The sequence below is a fragment of the Streptococcus oralis subsp. tigurinus genome (assembly GCF_002096275.1).
Classification (GTDB): domain Bacteria; phylum Bacillota; class Bacilli; order Lactobacillales; family Streptococcaceae; genus Streptococcus; species Streptococcus oralis_CN.
In genome coordinates this window covers 149,322-167,843 of record NZ_NCUG01000017.1, presented here as the reverse complement: position 1 = coordinate 167,843, position 18,522 = coordinate 149,322, and the positions used below count along the sequence as shown (strand labels likewise).

At 41.7% G+C, this 18,522-nt stretch carries 16 protein-coding genes; 4 read left to right on the top strand and 12 right to left on the bottom strand.

The window, feature by feature from the left end:
- Nucleotides 1-22: 22 nt before the first annotated feature.
- Complete coding sequence (gene mutS, locus B7725_RS04660; protein ID WP_084874829.1) at nucleotides 23-2,557, bottom strand: DNA mismatch repair protein MutS; 2,535 nt, start codon at nucleotides 2,555-2,557, stop codon at nucleotides 23-25.
- Between the two features lie 50 nt (nucleotides 2,558-2,607).
- Nucleotides 2,608-3,054, bottom strand: coding sequence for an arginine repressor (gene argR, locus B7725_RS04655; protein WP_001231483.1), 447 nt, complete (start codon nucleotides 3,052-3,054; stop codon nucleotides 2,608-2,610).
- Between the two features lie 154 nt (nucleotides 3,055-3,208).
- On the opposite strand from argR, the gene argS reads away from it, so the two are divergent.
- The 3 genes from argS to B7725_RS04640 all read left to right on the top strand — a co-directional run bounded on the left by argS (nucleotide 3,209) and on the right by B7725_RS04640 (nucleotide 7,187).
- Nucleotides 3,209-4,900 carry an arginine--tRNA ligase gene (gene argS / locus B7725_RS04650; protein ID WP_084874827.1) on the top strand — a complete coding sequence of 564 codons (1,692 nt, stop codon included), beginning with the start codon at nucleotides 3,209-3,211 and terminating at the stop codon, nucleotides 4,898-4,900.
- 564 nt (nucleotides 4,901-5,464) lie between these two features.
- Nucleotides 5,465-5,710: a MarR family transcriptional regulator gene (locus B7725_RS04645; protein WP_084850017.1), complete on the top strand. Its 246-nt coding sequence runs from the start codon at nucleotides 5,465-5,467 to the stop codon at nucleotides 5,708-5,710.
- A 214-nt stretch (nucleotides 5,711-5,924) separates the two neighbouring features.
- Nucleotides 5,925-7,187, top strand: a complete 1,263-nt coding sequence (locus B7725_RS04640; protein WP_084874825.1) for an NRAMP family divalent metal transporter — start codon at nucleotides 5,925-5,927, stop codon at nucleotides 7,185-7,187.
- Between the two features lie 80 nt (nucleotides 7,188-7,267).
- On the opposite strand, the gene nrdI is transcribed toward B7725_RS04640, so the two are convergent.
- From nrdI to B7725_RS04615, 5 genes are all read right to left on the bottom strand, one after another.
- Nucleotides 7,268-7,738: a class Ib ribonucleoside-diphosphate reductase assembly flavoprotein NrdI gene (gene nrdI / locus B7725_RS04635; RefSeq protein ID WP_000724242.1), complete on the bottom strand. Its 471-nt coding sequence runs from the start codon at nucleotides 7,736-7,738 to the stop codon at nucleotides 7,268-7,270.
- Nucleotides 7,739-7,815: 77 nt separating this feature from the next.
- Complete coding sequence (locus tag B7725_RS04630) at nucleotides 7,816-8,349, bottom strand: ABC transporter permease (protein ID WP_000740034.1); 534 nt, start codon at nucleotides 8,347-8,349, stop codon at nucleotides 7,816-7,818.
- A 58-nt stretch (nucleotides 8,350-8,407) separates the two neighbouring features.
- A complete protein-coding gene (locus tag B7725_RS04625) occupies nucleotides 8,408-9,694 on the bottom strand; it encodes a response regulator transcription factor (RefSeq protein WP_084874823.1) in 1,287 nt (428 codons plus the stop codon).
- An 11-nt stretch (nucleotides 9,695-9,705) separates the two neighbouring features.
- Entirely contained in the window at nucleotides 9,706-11,376 is a 1,671-nt protein-coding gene (locus B7725_RS04620) for a sensor histidine kinase (protein ID WP_084874924.1), read from the bottom strand.
- Nucleotides 11,354-11,968 carry a YesL family protein gene (locus B7725_RS04615; RefSeq protein ID WP_084874821.1) on the bottom strand — a complete coding sequence of 205 codons (615 nt, stop codon included), beginning with the start codon at nucleotides 11,966-11,968 and terminating at the stop codon, nucleotides 11,354-11,356. The genes B7725_RS04620 and B7725_RS04615 overlap by 23 nt, the downstream gene beginning before the upstream one ends.
- A gap of 133 nt (nucleotides 11,969-12,101) precedes the next feature.
- Between B7725_RS04615 and B7725_RS04610 the strand changes: the two genes are divergently transcribed.
- Entirely contained in the window at nucleotides 12,102-12,671 is a 570-nt protein-coding gene (locus B7725_RS04610; RefSeq protein WP_084874820.1) for an MptD family putative ECF transporter S component, read from the top strand.
- A 174-nt stretch (nucleotides 12,672-12,845) separates the two neighbouring features.
- On the opposite strand, the gene dltD is transcribed toward B7725_RS04610, so the two are convergent.
- From dltD to B7725_RS04585, 5 genes are all read right to left on the bottom strand, one after another.
- The gene (gene dltD, locus B7725_RS04605) at nucleotides 12,846-14,018 is read right to left on the bottom strand and encodes a D-alanyl-lipoteichoic acid biosynthesis protein DltD (RefSeq protein WP_084874818.1); all 1,173 of its coding nucleotides are present in this window, start codon (nucleotides 14,016-14,018) and stop codon (nucleotides 12,846-12,848) included.
- 47 nt (nucleotides 14,019-14,065) lie between these two features.
- Entirely contained in the window at nucleotides 14,066-15,220 is a 1,155-nt protein-coding gene (gene dltB / locus B7725_RS04600; RefSeq protein ID WP_084874816.1) for a D-alanyl-lipoteichoic acid biosynthesis protein DltB, read from the bottom strand.
- 160 nt (nucleotides 15,221-15,380) lie between these two features.
- Nucleotides 15,381-16,073, bottom strand: coding sequence for a methionine ABC transporter permease (locus B7725_RS04595; protein ID WP_084874814.1), 693 nt, complete (start codon nucleotides 16,071-16,073; stop codon nucleotides 15,381-15,383).
- Nucleotide 16,074: 1 nt separating this feature from the next.
- Complete coding sequence (locus B7725_RS04590; RefSeq protein WP_000085690.1) at nucleotides 16,075-17,136, bottom strand: methionine ABC transporter ATP-binding protein; 1,062 nt, start codon at nucleotides 17,134-17,136, stop codon at nucleotides 16,075-16,077.
- Nucleotides 17,129-18,502 (bottom strand): M20 family metallopeptidase, encoded by a 1,374-nt coding sequence (locus B7725_RS04585; protein WP_084874812.1) that lies wholly within the window; start codon nucleotides 18,500-18,502, stop codon nucleotides 17,129-17,131. Before B7725_RS04585 ends, B7725_RS04590 begins: the two co-directional genes overlap by 8 nt.
- Nucleotides 18,503-18,522: the final 20 nt, after the last annotated feature.

Below are 18,522 nucleotides of genomic sequence, written 5' to 3'. Positions count from 1 at the left end.
AAATGCATGAGTGGGATTCTTTTTATAACTTTTGTTTGAGCTCGACCAAGACATTCATAGCCTGCATAGGTGTCATATTGTACACATCCAGTTTAGCTAATTCTGCTAGGATAGGATGCTCTGCAGGCGCGTCAAAGAGTGACATCTGTTCAGTAACAGTACTTGTTTCTCTCATTGGAGCAGGGCTTTCCGTCCCTTGATTCTCCAGTTGAGTCAATATCTTATCCGCCCTTGCTAAAAGTTCGGCTGGTAAACCAGCGATCTTAGCAACATGGATACCATAGGATTTGTCAGCTGGACCTGGTTCGATCTTGTGAAGGAAGGTAACCTGCCCATCCTGCTCTAAGGTTGCCACGTGGACATTGACCAAGTGTTCCAAGCTATACTCCAGACTGGTCAACTCATGGTAGTGGGTCGCAAAGAGAGTTTTGGCTCCGATATGTTCATGGATGTATTCGATGATGGATTGGGCCAGAGCCATCCCGTCATACGTTGCAGTTCCGCGTCCCAATTCATCAAAGAGAATCAAGGAGTCCTTGGTCGCATGCGAAATGGCATTGTTGGCCTCCATCATCTCCACCATAAAGGTTGATTGACCTGAAACCAAGTCATCTGCTGCTCCGATACGGGTAAAGATAGCATCGAAAATAGGCAAATGGGCGCTCTCCGCCGGCACATACGAGCCCAGCTGGGCCATAACCGCAGTCATGGCTAACTGGCGCATGTAGGTTGACTTCCCACTCATGTTGGGCCCTGTAATTAGCTGAATACTGGTATCTTCTGCCATCTGGATACTGTTTGGAATGTAGGTCTGAGCTCCCATGACCTTTTCGACGACAGCATGGCGCCCTTTCTGGATATCAATTTGTGAATCGTCTCCAAACTCAGGTCGGATCAAATGCTGGGTTTCAGCCACAACTGCGAGACTTTGCAAGACATCAACCGTTGCAATTCCTTGGGCTAAAGCCTGCAAACGCTGGATGTACTTGCTGACTTCCTCACGGATACGCATAAAGATTTCATATTCTAGGTTGGCTGACTTCTCACGCGCCTCCAGCATATCTCCCTCGATACGGGCTAATTCTTCGGTACCAAAGCGTTCTGAGTTTTTCAGCGTTGCCTTGCGGAAAAAGTGGGCAGGTACATTTCCCAGTTGCGAATTGGTTACATGGAAATAGTAACCGTCCTTTTTATTGTAGTCAATCTTGAGCGTACTGATGCCAGAGTTTTCTCTCTCCTTTGCCTCAATCTCAGCAATCCAACCAGTCCCTTCTCTGAGCACACGACGGTACTTGTCTAAGGTCTCATCAAATCCCGTACGGATAATGCCACCTTCCGTAATCACGTGAGGAGCTTCAGGAGCAATGGCAGCACTAATCAAGCTCTCCAACTCAGGGATGGCATCTAACTGTTCGATAAGATAGGTTAGGGCAGGTTGCTCCATGCCTTCTAAAATCGCACGAATCCGTGGCACACTAGATAAAGTGGTCGCTAACTGTAAAAGATCCTTGGGATTGGTCTTACCAAAAGAAACTCGGCTAGCCAAGCGTTCGATATCATAAACACCCTTGAGGCTATCCGTTAAATCGCTGCGCTCAAAGAAGTGGTCAAGAAAGACCCGCACCACGTCTTGACGTTGGATGATTCGCTCTTTATCAATCAAAGGACGGTGAATCCAAGAACGCAAGAGTCGCATACCCATAGCTGTTTTGGTTTCATCTAAAAGCCAGAAAAGACTGCCTTGCTTCTTACCTGAACGGGCATTCTCAACCAAATCCAGACTAGCCTTGGTCGCATAGTCCATCTGCAAGAAATCTTTGATTTCATAGCGGATAACTGGTTTGAGGTGGTTCAATTCCCGCATCTGGGTCCGGTGAACATACTGGAGCAGCTTACTAGCTGCTGCTTGCTCCACAGCTGCCAGTCGTGGATCCAGTAAATGGACATCCTCAAAGCCTTCCTTCTCATAGGAAAGCACCAGATTCATCTGACGGCTGAGGATTTGTTCTTCTTCCTCAGACAAGTCATAACCCAGCACCACTTCACGAGCCTTGAGATTGCGAATTTCCCCACAAACCAACGTGAAATCCAATAGCCCCGTCACATAGAAATCACCCGTCACCAGATCCATATAAGCCAGACCAAACTGACTGCCATCACGATCTAAGGCAACCAAGAAATTATTCTGACTATCCGGCTTACTGCTATCAACGACCGTTCCAGGTGTGATGACCTGAACCACCTCTCGCTTGACAACCCCAACTGCTTGTTTGGGATCTTCCATCTGCTCGGCTATGGCTACCTTATAGCCCTGCTCAATCAGAACATCGATATACTGTTGGGCAGAATGATAGGGGACGCCCGCCATGGGTATCGGATTTTCTGCATTTTTATTCCGACTTGTTAAGGAAATTTCTAAAATTTGTGCTGCATTAATTGCATCTTCATAGAACAACTCGTAAAAATCACCCATTCGAAAAAGCAAAAAAGCATCTGGGTATTGTTTCTTAATATCCACATACTGTTGCATGCCGGGTGATAGCTTTTCTGTTGCCATTTTCCGTCTCTCCTTGCTAAAAATAAGTCTTGAGAGCAACTCCCAAGACCTTATTTATCTTTCATCAAATCTAGCAAACGATCTTCCATCAGCTTGGCAACGTGCTGGTCTCGACAAATAACCAATAAGGTATTAGCACCAGCAACCGTTCCTAAAATCCATTCATCCTTGTTTGCATCTACAATGTTTGCTAAGACTGCAGCTTCCCCAAGTTTGGTATGAAGTACCAAGGTGAACTCAGCTCTTGCAACTCCTTCTAAATGATGAGACAAAAACTCAACTAAATCAATCTTATCTGTCTCATTTGCTAGTACATAATACACCATATCATTTTTCTTAACCTTGGTCAAGCCGATTTCACGCAAATCACGCGACAAAGTCGTTTGTGTCACATAAACATTACGAGCTTCTAAACGATCTTGAATCTCTTTTTGTGTCCCAAGTTTTTCTTCGGTGATCATCTTTTTAATCAATTGATGCCGTTCTCTTTTTCTCATATTATCCTCTTAAGTGAATATTTATAACAAATTTTACATTTATTTTATAACTACATTATACCAAAAAAAATAGATAATTCAAAAAAATTCTTTTCTTTCTCAAAAAATGTAGTAAATTGTGTTAAAATAGTAAAAAAGCCCAAAAGGAGCCCTTATGAATACAAAAGAATTGATTGCTAGCGAGTTGGCTAGCGTCATTGATAGCCTGGATCAAGAGGCTATTTTAAATTTACTGGAAACACCTAAAAACTCAGAAATGGGAGACATCGCCTTCCCTGCCTTTTCTCTAGCAAAGGTCGAGCGTAAAGCTCCTCAAATGATTGCAACAGATATTGCTGAAAAAATCAATAGTCAAGCCTTTGAAAAGGTTGTCGCAACAGGACCTTACGTCAACTTTTTCCTTGATAAAAGCGCTATTTCGGCTCAGGTATTACAGAATGTCATCACTGAAAAAGAGCACTATGCCGACCAAACCATTGGCAAGCAAGAAAATGTCGTTATCGATATGTCTAGTCCCAATATCGCTAAACCATTCTCTATTGGGCACTTGCGTTCAACTGTTATCGGAGATAGCTTGTCACATATTTTCCAAAAGATTGGCTATCAAACAGTCAAGGTCAACCACCTAGGAGACTGGGGTAAACAGTTTGGAATGTTGATCGTTGCCTACAAGAAATGGGGAAATGAGGAAGCCGTTAAAGCACATCCAATCGATGAACTTCTTAAACTCTATGTTCGCATCAATGCTGAAGCTGAAAAAGACCCTAGCTTGGATGAAGAAGCACGCGAATGGTTCCGCAAACTGGAAAATGGAGATGAGGAAGCCCTCGCTCTCTGGCAATGGTTCCGTGATGAAAGTTTAGTAGAATTCAACCGTCTTTACAATGAATTGCAAGTCGAATTTGACAGCTACAACGGGGAAGCCTTTTACAATGATAAGATGGATGCTGTTGTAGACATTCTCGCTGAAAAAGGACTTCTTGTTGAGTCAGAAGGGGCCCAAGTTGTCAATCTTGAAAAATATGGAATTGAACATCCAGCCCTTATCAAAAAATCTGATGGTGCAACTCTCTATATCACACGTGACTTGGCTGCAGCCCTTTACCGTAAAAACGAATACCAATTTGCAAAATCCATCTATGTTGTTGGTCAAGAGCAATCTGCCCACTTCAAACAACTCAAGGCAGTACTACAAGAGATGGGCTACGATTGGAGTCAAGACATTGTCCATGTTCCGTTTGGATTGGTAACAAAAGAAGGGAAGAAACTCTCTACACGTAAAGGAAATGTCATCTTGCTAGAGCCTACTGTTGCAGAGGCTGTTAGTCGTGCCAAAGCCCAAATCGAAGCGAAAAATCCTGAGTTAGAAAATAAAGACCAGGTTGCCCATGCTGTTGGAGTTGGGGCTATCAAGTTCTATGATCTTAAGACCGACCGTACAAATGGATATGACTTCGACCTTGAAGCAATGGTATCCTTTGAAGGAGAAACTGGACCTTACGTTCAATACGCCTACGCTCGTATCCAATCTATCTTGCGCAAAGCCGATTTCAAACCAAATACGGCTGGCAACTACAGCCTGAATGATGCTGAAAGCTGGGAAATCATTAAACTACTCCAAGACTTCCCACGTATTATCAATCGTGCAGCAGATAACTTTGAACCTTCTATCATTGCGAAATTTGCGATTAGTTTGGCTCAAGCATTTAACAAATATTATGCACATACACGTATCCTAGATGAAAGCCCTGAGCGCGACAGTCGTCTGGCCCTCAGCTACGCAACCGCAGTCGTCCTCAAAGAAGCTCTTCGTTTGCTCGGAGTAGAAGCGCCGGAGAAGATGTAAATCGCCAAAGTTACTTGATTGCAAAGCAATCTAAGTAACTAACACCAAATCCTATCAGGGATTTGGCTTGGCGCTTCACTAGTAAAGAAACATAAATATTCTCGATTTATGTTTCTTTACGTCGTAACCAGAGACACTTGCCTAAACGCTTCACTAATTCACCTAACCAAATAATATCGATTTTGTTAGGCTCATGTCGTAATCTTTTAATCACTTTATTGTAAAGCAGTCTAATACTCAATGAAAATCAAAGAGCAAACTAGGAAGCTAGCCGCAGGCTGTACTTGAGTACGGTAAGGCGACGCTGACGTGGTTTGAATTTGATTTTCGAATAGTATAAGTAACTAACGCCAAATCCTATCAAGGATTTGGTTAGGCGCTTCACTAACTTGTCAAACCAAATAACAGCGATTTAGTTGGGGTTAGGTTCTAATCTTTAAATTACTTGAAAGCAATCTGAAAGGTTGAGGCAAAATAATATTTATATTTTGGTCGGCCTTGCAGCTATTCAATAAAACAATTTATTCACTTTTACTATTTCTTTATCATACTGGGAGATACCTTATGAGTCAATATGCTTATATCCTCGTTATAATTAGCTTGGTTTTCCTTTTTCTGCTCAATAAGTACGAGAAGGAAAGACTTCAAAGACTCTACCAAGAGCAACTCTTGAAGGACGAGACATTTAGGTCTGACATCAAAGAGAAAATTCACACGACTGAAAATATCAATGATGTCATTGCACATATCAATAAAACTTACCATCTGGGAATGTTGCTCTCAAAAGACGTCACAGATCAATTGAAATAACCGAAATCCGAGAAGAAAACTTCTCGGATTTTTATTGGCCCTAGTAAACATCATCCCCTTGAAACAGCCACGGTTATTTTCATATGATTTTTGTAATTTTTTTCAGAACTTCCCAACTTTTTTCAAAATATTCTTGCATTTCTTTTAAGTTTTTTGTAGAATAGTAGCTATCTATTCAGATTATTCTGAAAATTCAAAAATGGGAGCATCTATTATGTCACAAGTTACGTTATCAAGCCAGTCAACCTGGGCAAGCAAACTAAAGGCAATGGGGCCAGGTATCCTCATGGCTTCTGCTGCCGTTGGAGGTTCTCACATCGTATCCTCCACTCAAGCTGGTGGTTCTTATGGTTGGTCACTACTCCTCTTAGTTATCTTGGCCAATATTTTTAAATATCCATTTTTCCGTTTTGGTGCCGAATATACTGCCGACACTGGTAAAACCTTGGTCGAAGGCTATGCCGAAAAAGGGAAACTCTATCTCTGGATTTTCTTTATTCTCAATGTCTTTTCTGCCTTGGTCAATACTGCTGGTGTCGCCATCCTTTGTTCAGCTATCATCGCTAGCGCTTTTCCAATGATCGGTCTTAGTATCACTCAATGGTCCCTCATCCTTGTTGCAGTCATTTGGGCCATGCTACTCTTTGGTGGCTACAAACTGTTGGATGGTATGGCAAAATGGATCATGTCAGCTTTAACTATTGCAACTGTTCTTGCAGTTATCATTGCAGCAATTAAGCATCCAGAATACAGCTCTGATTTTGTTGAGAAGACACCTTGGCAAATGGCAGCCCTCCCTTTTATCGTTTCCCTCCTAGGATGGATGCCTGCCCCTATTGAAATTTCAGCCATCAACTCACTCTGGTCTGCTGAAAAGAAAAAGACTGTCAACTTTAATACAGAGGACGCCCTTTTCGACTTTAACGTTGGTTACATTGGAACTGCTATCCTGGCTGTATTCTTTGTAGCACTCGGAGCACTCATTCAGTATCCTACAGGACAAGCAGTTGAGGCCGCTTCAGCCAAATACATCTCTCAATTCGTGGGTATGTATGCCTCTGTTCTTGGAGAATGGTCCCGTTACTTGATCACCTTCATCGCCTTTCTCTGTATCTTTGGAACAGTCATTACTGTTATCGATGGCTATTCCCGCGTTAATCAGGTTTCCCTACGACTCTTGTTAAGTCAAAAAGAGGATGATAGCAAATCTTTGAACATCTGGATGACCCTCACAGCTGTTATCGGTATCATCATCATCAAGTTCTTTGCTGGTCAAGTATCAACCATGCTTCGCTTCGCCATGATTGGTTCTTTCCTGACAACACCATTCTTCGCTCTTTTGAACTATGTATTGGTGACACGTGAAAATAAAAATCTTCCTTCTTGGCTAAAACTCCTCGCTATCGCAGGATTGATTTTCCTCTTTGGCTTCGCTATCTTCTTTATCTATGCACTTGCTATCGGAAAAGCAGGATAGTTTATAAATGGCACCCTTACGGGGTGCTTTTTGTATACACAAAAAGCAGTTGAAAATCTCAACTGCCCCTCAGTACTACTTTATTTTTCTGTTTCTAACTCATACAAATCTGCAATGATTGCTGCGACCTTTTTAATATCTCCCAGCATACCACGCATTTCAAAGTCAGCCAAAACTGGGAAACCAAAGCGCTGACTATACTGCTTGGCTGTCAGACAGTATTGATTGTTAAAATTACGATTACCAGAACCGACTACCCCAAAACACTTACTAGCATTGTCCCCATAGGCGATAAAGTCGCCCACTGGAGTCGTTAGAATCTCAACATCGCCGTTATCGACGCCGTTCCCACCTTCTAGATAGGTCGGCAAAAAAGCGATATAGGGATGTTCCATTTCAAAGAATTCTTGACCTTCCTTGACTAGGTCCTTGATATGGATTTTTTGGACCTCAATCCCTTCGTACTGGGACAAGAGATAGTCCTTGAGTCGGGTTACAAAACTTTCTGTATTCCCACTCAGACTGATATACACTAAGGATATTTTTTTCATGTTGACCTCGATTTTTATGTTTACGATATAAAAAGAACTACCAAAATTGTAACTTGATAGTTCTTTTTTGTCAATACTTAGGCAGCTTCTTCTGCTTCAACTTCCTCAGCCAAGTCCTTTTGTTGGCGCCACATCTTGTAAAAGACTAAGGCTAAAAAGAGAACATTGATGATGATGAACAAAATATTCGTTCCTTTTGCTAATGCTCCCATTCCTAAGCCAAGGGCACTATCTTTGATTAATTGGACTGCATCTTGAACGTTCATATAGCTATAAACCAAACCAACAATAGCTAGTAGAACATAGCCAACATAAGTATAGTTTGCGAATTGTACGTTTTTACGTACGAGAAACACAAAGGCTACTACAACTAAAATTGCAGATAAAATAATCAACAACATATTAAAAATAGAGTGAGAGGATTCTGATACTTTGTAAGTATAGTTGACCGTGTCTTCTAATTGCTGGGCAGTGAGCGTCCCGCTATTTGCCAGGCTAGCACGAAGAGCATCTTTACTTGGCAATGGACTCAAGATTCCAAATAGTGACATAGATGAAATAAGGGCTGATAGAACTAACAAGACCCAAAGATAAATAGGATTCTTTTTCATGTTTTCCTCCATAAGATATTTTGAACATTATAGCATTTTTTGTACAGGAATACAACTTTTACAAGCTGGTTTCAACTTGTTTCCGATAGGCTTTCGGTGATTTTCCGCACAATTTACGGAAAACCTTGTAGAAATATCCAACATTACTGTAGCCAACTGCATAGCAAATATCTTCGATACTATCACTGGTTGAAAGTAAGAGTTGTTGCGCCGCCTTAATTCGCTGTTTATTGAGCAATTCCGCAAAGGTTGAGTTGGTTTCTCTCTTGATTAGCTGACCGAGATAGACAGGATTGATAAAGAGATCCTTGCTGATATCCTTAAGTGAGAGCTCTTTCTGATAATCACGCCCAATCACCTCCAGAACGCTCACCACATTTTCATTCATGCGGTACTGGCCAAAGAACTTGGTCAAGGTTTCTTTGATATAGGCAACCAATTCTTCAAAGGAGTTAATGGCATGGATGGCTTTGACAATCTCCGTCATATCATCTGCTTTTAGGTGTTCAAACAAATGGAAGACATCCATGACAAACTGGGTGAAGAGCTGCTTCGTGATGGCCACGCGCGGGGTATTCTTCAAAACAACCTTCTCTAGCAGGGTTAATTCTTCAATGATTTGATTGATATTCCCTTGGATAATCACCCGATAAATCGGCTCGTAATAAGCAAACAAACTCTCGGATTTTTCTAGATTGACTGAACCGTAGAAGAGGGCTTTTTCAGCATTGATCTTCCAATTCTCAAAGGACTGCTGGTAGGGTGCTTCAAATGGTGTCACGACGATGCCATCGAGCGGTTGATCAGAGATGAAAATCTGCCAGTCTTGCCCCAAAACATAGTAAGGAATGGTAAAAGAGCCTTGCTTTTCCTTTGAAAGTCCTATCCACCAGTTTTCTTTACCTGCTAAGAAACTGATAAAGCCTTCTTCATCTAATTCTTGACTGAGGGTCTGACTTTGCTCCACCTTTTCTTGAAGCTGTAGCGCAATCTTTTCTAATAAATTGCCCAACTCCACCTTGTCTACTGGCTTGACCAGATAATCCACGACACTAAGGTTCATGGCTTTTTTGACATAATCAAACTCCTGATAACCAGACAGCAAGATATAATAGGTATCTGGAAGTAGCTCTTTCATTTCCCTAATCATCTCAAGCCCTGTCTTATCTGGCATGTTGACATCGGAAATGATCACATCCACTGGATTTTCCTTGACGTAATCCAAAGCATCATCTGCGTGATTAGCTGTCGCGACGACTTGCATATCCCATTTTTCAAAGGGGATTAATCGCTTGAGCCCCTCTGTCACCATGTACTCATCGTCTACTAATAAAACTTTATACATTTCTACCCTTTCTATTCATCCTGGATAGTGATATGGTAACGAACACCTTCTTGCTCAGCTGACTCTACACTGATTTGGTAGCGATCCCCAAAGTAGAGAACAAAGCGTTCGTGTACATTTACTATTCCAATTGATTGCCGCTCCCCACTATAGCTTGCCTCGTGTTCAAAACTTCGTTGAGCTAATTTTTCTTGCAAGCTAGCTAGTTTCTCAGAGGACATTCCCCGACCATTGTCTACTACTAAGATTTCAACGAATCCTTGACCCTTCAAGGCTTTGATACTGATGACATTATCTGTTCTGCGATGGTCAACACCATGGGCAAAGTAGTTTTCTACTAATGGTTGGAGTGTAAATTTTGGAATCCTCATTTCTTCCAATTCTGGTGCAATCTTGAAACCATAAGCAATGGATTTAGGATAACGCACCATGCAGAGATAGCTATATTTTCGGCAGAATTCCAACTCCTGCTTCAGCGTGGTTTCCCGCTCGTCGGAGATATTGTTGCGTAACAAGCTACTAAATTCATAGATAATATCTGCCAGTTCATCCTGGCTTTCCATAACGGCATACATCCGTAAAAACTCCAGAGTATTGTACATAAAGTGAGGATTGATTTGAGCTTGTAGGGCTCGCATATTGGCATCCTTTTGACTGAGCTCTAGCTGATAGATATCGTGGATATTTTTTTCTAGGCGATCCAACATATCATTGGTTGTTTCTGCAATGAGAAGCAACTCTTGGTCTTTTTCAGAGGTATCAATTCGAAGCCCTTCTTCTCCTTGAGCAATCACCTCGATAGAATCTACTAGATCTACGACCTGTTTTTGGTAATTTGAGAAAGTCTGTCTAAGAGTCACGTACAAAATGATGATAAAGAGGATACTTAGCCCAATAATAATAGCTGAACTCGTCAAAGTTCCAGTAAGAACAAAATTTTTAGGAACAGCAGCTCGAACCTGATAACCGTGAGAGGTAACACCTACAAACCAGTTTTCTCGCTCGGCTGATACCTTCTCCCCAATATGGAACATCTCGGTCTCAAAAGGCGAAGTTACTGTTACAGCCATTGGGATATGACCCCGAGTATTGTCAATAGCGCCATGTAAAACATCTGGGGATAAGGAGATATAGATCACTCCTAAATCCTTGTCAGACACAGGATCAGAAACAGGAATGGCAAAACTATTGGCTGTCGGCTTAAAATCCTCCGCAGGGACTTTCTCTCCACTGCGTTTCTCTCTAGTCGAAACATAGACTTCCTTATAGTCCTGAAGAACAATGGCCACTCCAGTCACAAAATCATTCCGAACATAGATATTATCAATATTTTCATACAAGGATACAGAAATATAAGGCGAAGTTTTACGCTCTAATTGCCAATAGAAATAGTCTGGGGTGCTAAGACTGAAATACTTGTAAATCCCTTCAATTCGGGCTTGATTTTCAACCAAAGACTGAGCGAGTTGAGTTGACTCTCTGTGATAGTATTCCACTTCACTCACTGTCCGAGTAGTCACACGTTCTGCAACCCTTTGGGCCTCTTTCTCACGTGAATCCCAGTCAGCATACGAGAGCATAATCGCAAAACTGGCAATGATCACAATCATAACCAAACTATAAATACGTAAAAGAGAGTGAAGCCAAAACTGCTTCATTCTATTTTGTCGCCAATTTTTCATGGATACTTTCATAAATAGGTTCCAACATATCACTGATAAAGAAATGCCACATCCCAATTCCTACAAAAAAGAGCAAGGCAGGCATATAATAACCAACTCCTACAAGGAGAGTCGTCCCGAGTAAAACCTTGGCAATCGCAGGTAAGCTCATGAAAATCCCGATAAGGGACAGTTTCAAGGTGTTTTGGTAGGATAAATCAAAGTACACCTGAAGTTTCAAGGAAACAGTATAGGCTAGAAAGACAAGAGCAACTACAAGGACGTTGAGAAAGGTCGCCAAGAGGTGGAAAATCGTCTGATGGGGCAATTGAACTAGAAGATACAAACCATAAACTAGAACAAGATCCACAAACACAAAACTATAGAAAGCCAGATTGCTCTTGATAAAATTGCTCTTATACAATTCCCAAGCTTCCTTCAAATGGTATGCTCGATAGGTATAACCATGTTCTGCATACAAACTCATAAGAGTTGCACTAGCTGGGGCCAAACCAAAGATCACTCCTCCTGCTAGTGTTAATAGCCAGAAATAAGCCGTCGCCATCATTCCCAAAAAGATACGATTAAAGACGAATTCTAGAAATTTTCCCATGCTACTCTCCTTAAACTAACGATGTAACTATTATATCATATTTCAAACGTTTTCAAAAATATAGAACTCCCATTTACAATCCTCAAAAAGCGTGATACAATTGGTTTTGTTAATTCGCATCAAGGAGATTCTCATGAAGAAAAATATCTTAACCACCCTCTTGGCCGCCGTCCTCTACTTTCTCTGTGTAGGGATTGGAGTCTTCCTAGGACACCTAGTCGACCAAACAGGCAATATGTTCTACGCGCCTGCCTTTTCTGCCCTTGTCGGTGGCAGTGTCTACATGCTTCTTTTGACGAAAGTCCCTCGTTTTGGCGCTATTACGACTCTAGGACTTTTTATGGCACTTTTCTTCCTAGCGAGCAAGCATGGCGCTGGTGCCTTTCTCCCAGGACTCGCCTGTGGTCTTGCAGCAGATGTCATCGCTCGTCTCGGCAACTACAGAGGCCGAATCAAAAACACCCTCTCCTTCCTCGTCTTTGCTTTTAGCACAAGTGGCCCTATCCTTCTCATGTGGATTAGTCCCAAAGCTTACGTGGCCACCTTACTTGCGCGTGGGAAGTCACAAGAATACATCGACCGTATCATGGTCGCTCCAGAGTTGGACAAAATTCTTCTCTTTGTTTCAAGCATCCTCCTAGGGGCCTTGATGGGTGCTGTGATGGGGCAATTTCTAAGTCAAAAAATCACCGATAAAATGTAAGGTAAAAGCCCTGAAGACTAGCAATGCCTAGTTCCAGGGCCTTTTTGTATACAATCTTAGAATTCACTATAGATAAATTCTTGAATATTCGAAAAATCAGTCACAAAACAGTAAATCACGATGCTTAAGATAACCGTATAGAAAAATAGTGTCCACAAGATTAAACGCTGTGTGTTAGTTAGCTTGGTTTGCAAATTTGTAAAGTTCTTTTTCAACTTCCATCCATCCTTTCACTCCAACGTGCATCACGTCAAATAAAAAGTAATCATCATACTCTCTGTTTCCATAGTTTAGTACCGTTGCACCATGGCTTTTTGCGACATCTTCTATTTTTTTATAAGTTTTTTCTCGCATCTCTCTTGAGACTCCTGTGTAGTCGTTCCATTTCCCGTTTACTGGGAAAATAATAACCTCAACTTCAATGCCCAATTCTTTAGCAACCGTCAAGAAAAGTTCCATATCTGAATATTCAGGTGACTCTAGGTAGCTCAAATCTTTATTGGAATCTTTTAGTGATGCATAGCGGTCTTTTAAGTAAGTATTGTAGTAGTTATTATCAACAGCATAGTCATTATTGTCTGTTTTCTTTTTGACCTCTTCCACAAACTGATCCGTCATCTTCTGCCAATCATAGTCTGGGGTTTTGTCTCCTAGTGAAGGATAATCTGATTTAGCATGTTTTTGATAAAAAGTCTGTTTGAGCTTAAAGGAATACATCGCGTTCTCAAACTCTAGTAGTTTTTTATCAACAATAGTCCCTTTTCCATCTATGAAATAACTTTTATATTTTTTGTAGATGTCATTTTGTTGCTTGTTTCCCTTGGTGATTTCAATAATACGATTGATCAGTTTTTCTTTCGTTTCCTTACTAATCTTGTCATTATCTAGCATGTGGAAGATATGTTCCTGAGAAGCCTTGTTCAAAAAGGCATCTTGATGGGTCCCATCTTTTTCAAACCACTGAACCGACTCTACTATAGCTACTTTTCGCTTACTCATAGATCCTTCAATAGAACCCAAGGTCGTAGCCTGAATGATATTTTGTGAATAACTAGTCCCAATCTGCATGATATTAAAATCGTTGTAGTTAAAAATTTTATTGGGATGATAGTCTTCATTTATCGTCGCAACCAACTCAGATGAGCCCAATAGAACCAGTGTATTGGGGGTTATATTGCTTGTTAAAATATCTCTACTTTTATACTTTTCATATGAGGTGCTATAGCGAATACTGTTATCCTTGACTTTATAATAATCCTCAATCTTCTTGACATACGTCACATTTAAAAGGGCAAGCGTCGCAATTACGAGCACAAGCGATAGTAAAAATGCTTTTAATTTAATCATCTCGTTTTATCCTATCCCTTCGATCTGGCAGACTTCTTTTCAATCTCTTATCTCTTTAAAATCGTTAGTAAGATTTTATAGGGTTCACCTGAAAAGATAAAGAAACCAACCATAACCAAATTCATGGTCACAAACCAACTCAGTAGCTTATACCAGTTTTTATTTTTATTTTTCTTATAAAAATTGCTTTTCTTTTGATACACTTCAAATCCAGCCATCAAGACACCATGATAAAAACCATAGACAATGTAGCTAACACTAAGACCATGCCAAAAACCCATGACCAACATATTGACCATATAGGCATAGGTTGCATTGTGTAGTCTATTTTTAAACCATTTTTTCCTGATAACCTGCATCAATACTCTTGAAAACACAAAATCTCTCAACCAGGTTGACAAGGTGATATGCCATCTGGTCCAGAAATCCTTGATATCGACACTCAAGAAAGGTTTGTTAAAGTTCATCGGTGTCTGAATACCTAGAATATTACTACTTCCAACGGCCATTAGACTATAGCCCGCAAAGTCGAAGAACAGATACAAGGTATAGAGGTACATATATTTAATTGAGTAGACGACTGTACCCGTATTGCTTAGAGCGAGTAACATCTGGTAAACATAGGTTGACAAAACAACCTTATAAAGTAGACCTAGAACGATACGATACACACCGTCCCCAGCTAACTCTAGATACTCTTTCCGAGGCATGACCTCGTTTATCTCTTTTAAAAATCTCCTACTCCGATCAATCGGACCAGCACTAACCGTTGGGAAAAAGAGTAAAAACTGTAGATAATCTTTTACACTGACTTTTTCTTTGATCAAGCCATCCGATATCTCTAGCATGATCTGAATGGTCTTAAAGGACATGTAAGAAATTCCAATAAAGGCCAACAAATGCAGAGAAGTCAGGGCAAAGACTTTATTGATTACTAAAGGAAGGATGGAAAGGAAAACCAGTGGTTTCAGCCTCTTTACCTCTATCCTCTGTGCTAGAAAAACCAGAAAATATTGATAAACGACAAAGGCAAGCAAATAGACCATCATCGCTCGACTCTTACCATAGATAGCTCCTGCAAATAAGAGGGAGAGCGCCAAAATATAGTAGTCCTTACGTTTTTCAAAAAAGTTTACCACAAAACCAATCAGTAAAACTACAAATAAGAGAAGGAAAAACTCATTCCCCTCGAAATAATTCATACCAGCTAGACTCCTTTACATTATCATCCCTCCTACAGCAAACTTTCCGATTTGCTAATTGAGGGACCTTTCTTTATTATAGCATATTTCTAAAAAGAAGCTTTACTCTTCTTGCATTTCGGCTAGAAAACAAAAAGGAGTCCCGTTGGGCTCCTTCCATTTATTTATGACTTAATTTCTTGGTCAAGAAATCTCCCAAGAACTGGATTGCAAAGATAATCAAGATGATAATGATAGTCGCCAAGATGGTCACATCGTGATTGTAGCGGTTAAACCCATAGGCAATGGCCACGTTACCGATACCACCAGCACCAACCGCACCGGCCATGGCTGTTTCCCCAACAAGGGAAATCAAGGTCACCGTCGTCACACGAATCAAATCTGGAAGACCTTCTGATAGGTAAACACCCACGATATCCCAGAAGGTCGCTCCGCTCGCTTGAGCCGCCTCAATGACACCGCCATCCAGCTCAGCCAAAACAACCTGCACCTGACGGGCAAAGAAGGCAAAGACTGCAAAAGAAAGGGGGACAAGAGCTGCATTTGGCCCGATACTAGTCTTCACAATCAAGTGAGACAGTGGCGACATGATTGCCAAGAGGATGATGAAGGGAACCGCACGAAAAATAGAGGTAATCTTGTCTAAAATCCAAAAGATAACCTTATTTTCCAAGACACCGCCTGGTGCTGTCAAGACGAGGAAAAGACCTGCCACCAGCCCCAAGAACCCTCCGATGATGAAGGAAAGAACTGTCATATAAAGGGTTAGGTAGATAGCCGTTCCCCAGCCTGCTTGACCAGCCCAGCCCATCTTGTAGACATTTGGTAGATAAGTTTGAATCAACTCTGTCATCTTACTGTCCTCCCTTCAATACTTTTAGCTGTACGCCTGCTTGACGAATAGCTCCTTGAGCACCTGCTAGCGCTGCTTTTTCACCTGACAAGACCACAACCAATTCTCCAACAGGAGTGCCATCAAGAATTTCGATATTTCCATAAAGGATATTAGCCGTTACTTGGTAACGCTTATACAATTCATTCAAAAGTGGCTCGTCTGTCGAAGCCCCTGCATACTTGAGCTGCACTAAGATACCGTTCTCAGATAAATGCTCTACGATTTCTTGCTTCTCAATCTTGACCATGGCTTCGTCAATACCTGTGGCAGTTGAGATAAAGTCTTGAGTCAAAGGTTGTTTAGGATCTGAAAAAATTTCAAGAACACTACCCTCTTCAATCAAACGACCATCCTGCATAACTGCCACACGGTTGGCAATGTCTTTGACAATCTGCATTTCATGCGTAATCAAAACAACAGTCAAACCTAATTTTTGGTTCAAATCTTGCAACAAGGCTAGAATTTGCTTGGTTGTCTTAGGGTCGAGAGCAGACGTTGACTCATCTGAAATCAAAATTTTCGGATCATTGGCCAAGGCACGCGCAATAGCTACACGCTGTTTTTGCCCTCCAGATAGTTGTGAAGGGTAGTTTTCAGCACGATCCGCCAAGCCAACCAAGTCTAACAACTTAGCTACTTTGGCCTTCTTTTCTTCCTTGCTGAGTCCAGAGTGTTTAAGGGCAAAGGCTACATTTTCCTCTGCTGTCTTTTGACTCATCAGGTTGAAATGCTGGAAAATCATCCCGATATCCTGACGTTTACGACGCAGCTGCTCTGCCGTCAAGGTCACCTTGCCATCAAAAATGACGTCGTTATCAATGGTAATTTTTCCTGCAGATGGCTTTTGCAAGAGGTTAATCACCCGTACAAGGGTTGATTTCCCTGCTCCAGAATATCCAACGATTCCGTAGATATCCCCTTCTTGGATGTGAATAGTCACATCCTTAACCGCTGTGATGGTTCTTTTCTTTTGGTGAAAAGTCACATCGATCTGATCTAACTTGATAATATCTCTACTCATAGCTTCTAATCAGCTCCTCTACTAATTCAATATGGGTGTAGTAATCGGCGATTCGCACGTTTTCATCTCCACCGTGGTCTCGACTATTGGCATTCCCTAGACCGAAGGCCACCATGGGTACCTCTAAGGCATCAAAGACCGTATGCATAGGTCCAGTGCCTGCTGTAGTCGGCAAGACTGAAACACCTTGTGGATAGAATTTCTTGGCCAACTCGATGACATTGAGAATGGCTGGCGCACTCATATCGCTTCGATAACTCATCTCTCCCAAGGTATAGTATAATTCTACCTTATCAAAGCCATTTTTGTCTAGCTGTTTCCGAATTTTTTCCAGAACATCATGCGGTTCTAAGCCAGGAACCAGACGAACCTCTAACTTAGCACTGGCTTCTGCTGGCAAAATCGTTTTAACACCCTGACCTTGATAACCAGACTGGATTCCTTCGATATTGAGGGCGGGCTCGAAAAAGAAACGTTTGAGAAAGGCAGGCCGCTCCTCTTGTAAGAGGGGCAATTCCAGGCCGTAAATGCGACTGATTTCCCCTGGGTTTCGTTGAGCGTAAGTGTCCACCAAGGCCAATTCTCGTTCATTTGGCTCTTGTACCTCTTCGTACAAACCTTCCACCAAGATACGACCATCTGCTGCACGAAGAGACTGTAAGGCTTGAAGGAGGTACCAAGGAGCTGATTCCACAACCCCACCATAACTAGAATGAATATCCACATCAGCACTTTTTACCTTGGCATCAAAGGTCACGATCCCCTTATTTCCACCAGAAATTTCCAGCTGTTCCAAGGCATTCTTGGTTCCTTGTTCCCAGACCAACAAATCTGCGCCACGGAGTTTATCCGCATGTTTTTCCAGATACTTATCTAGATCCATGGAAGCGGATTCCTCCGCTCCCTCCATGATAAAGCTGATATTGACAGGCAGGTCATCATGGTGCTGCATATACTTCCTCAGAGCACTCAAACGAGCCGTGATATGACCCTTGTCGTCGTCAACCCCACGTCCATACATAAAGCCATTTCGCACAGAAAGGGTAAAAGGATCCTCTGTCCAGATCTGATCTCCGTCCGCTGGTACGGTATCATAGTGGTTATAGAAGATCAAGGTCTTAGCATCTGGACGCGAACTCTTGAAATGTGCCATGACAAAGGGCGCCGTGTAAGTCTCATCAATCTCCACTTCGGCCCCTACTCGCTTGAAAATCTCACCAAGATAGGTTGCGACTTCCTTAAGTCCAACCTGCTGGGCAAAGACTGATTTCTTGGAAATTAAGGTGCGCAAGACTTCAAAATAATGTTGGGCTACATGATCCTTTTCAAATTTTTCAATCTGTTCTTGTTCGCTAGGAAAAACCATATTCTCTCTACCTTTCTATG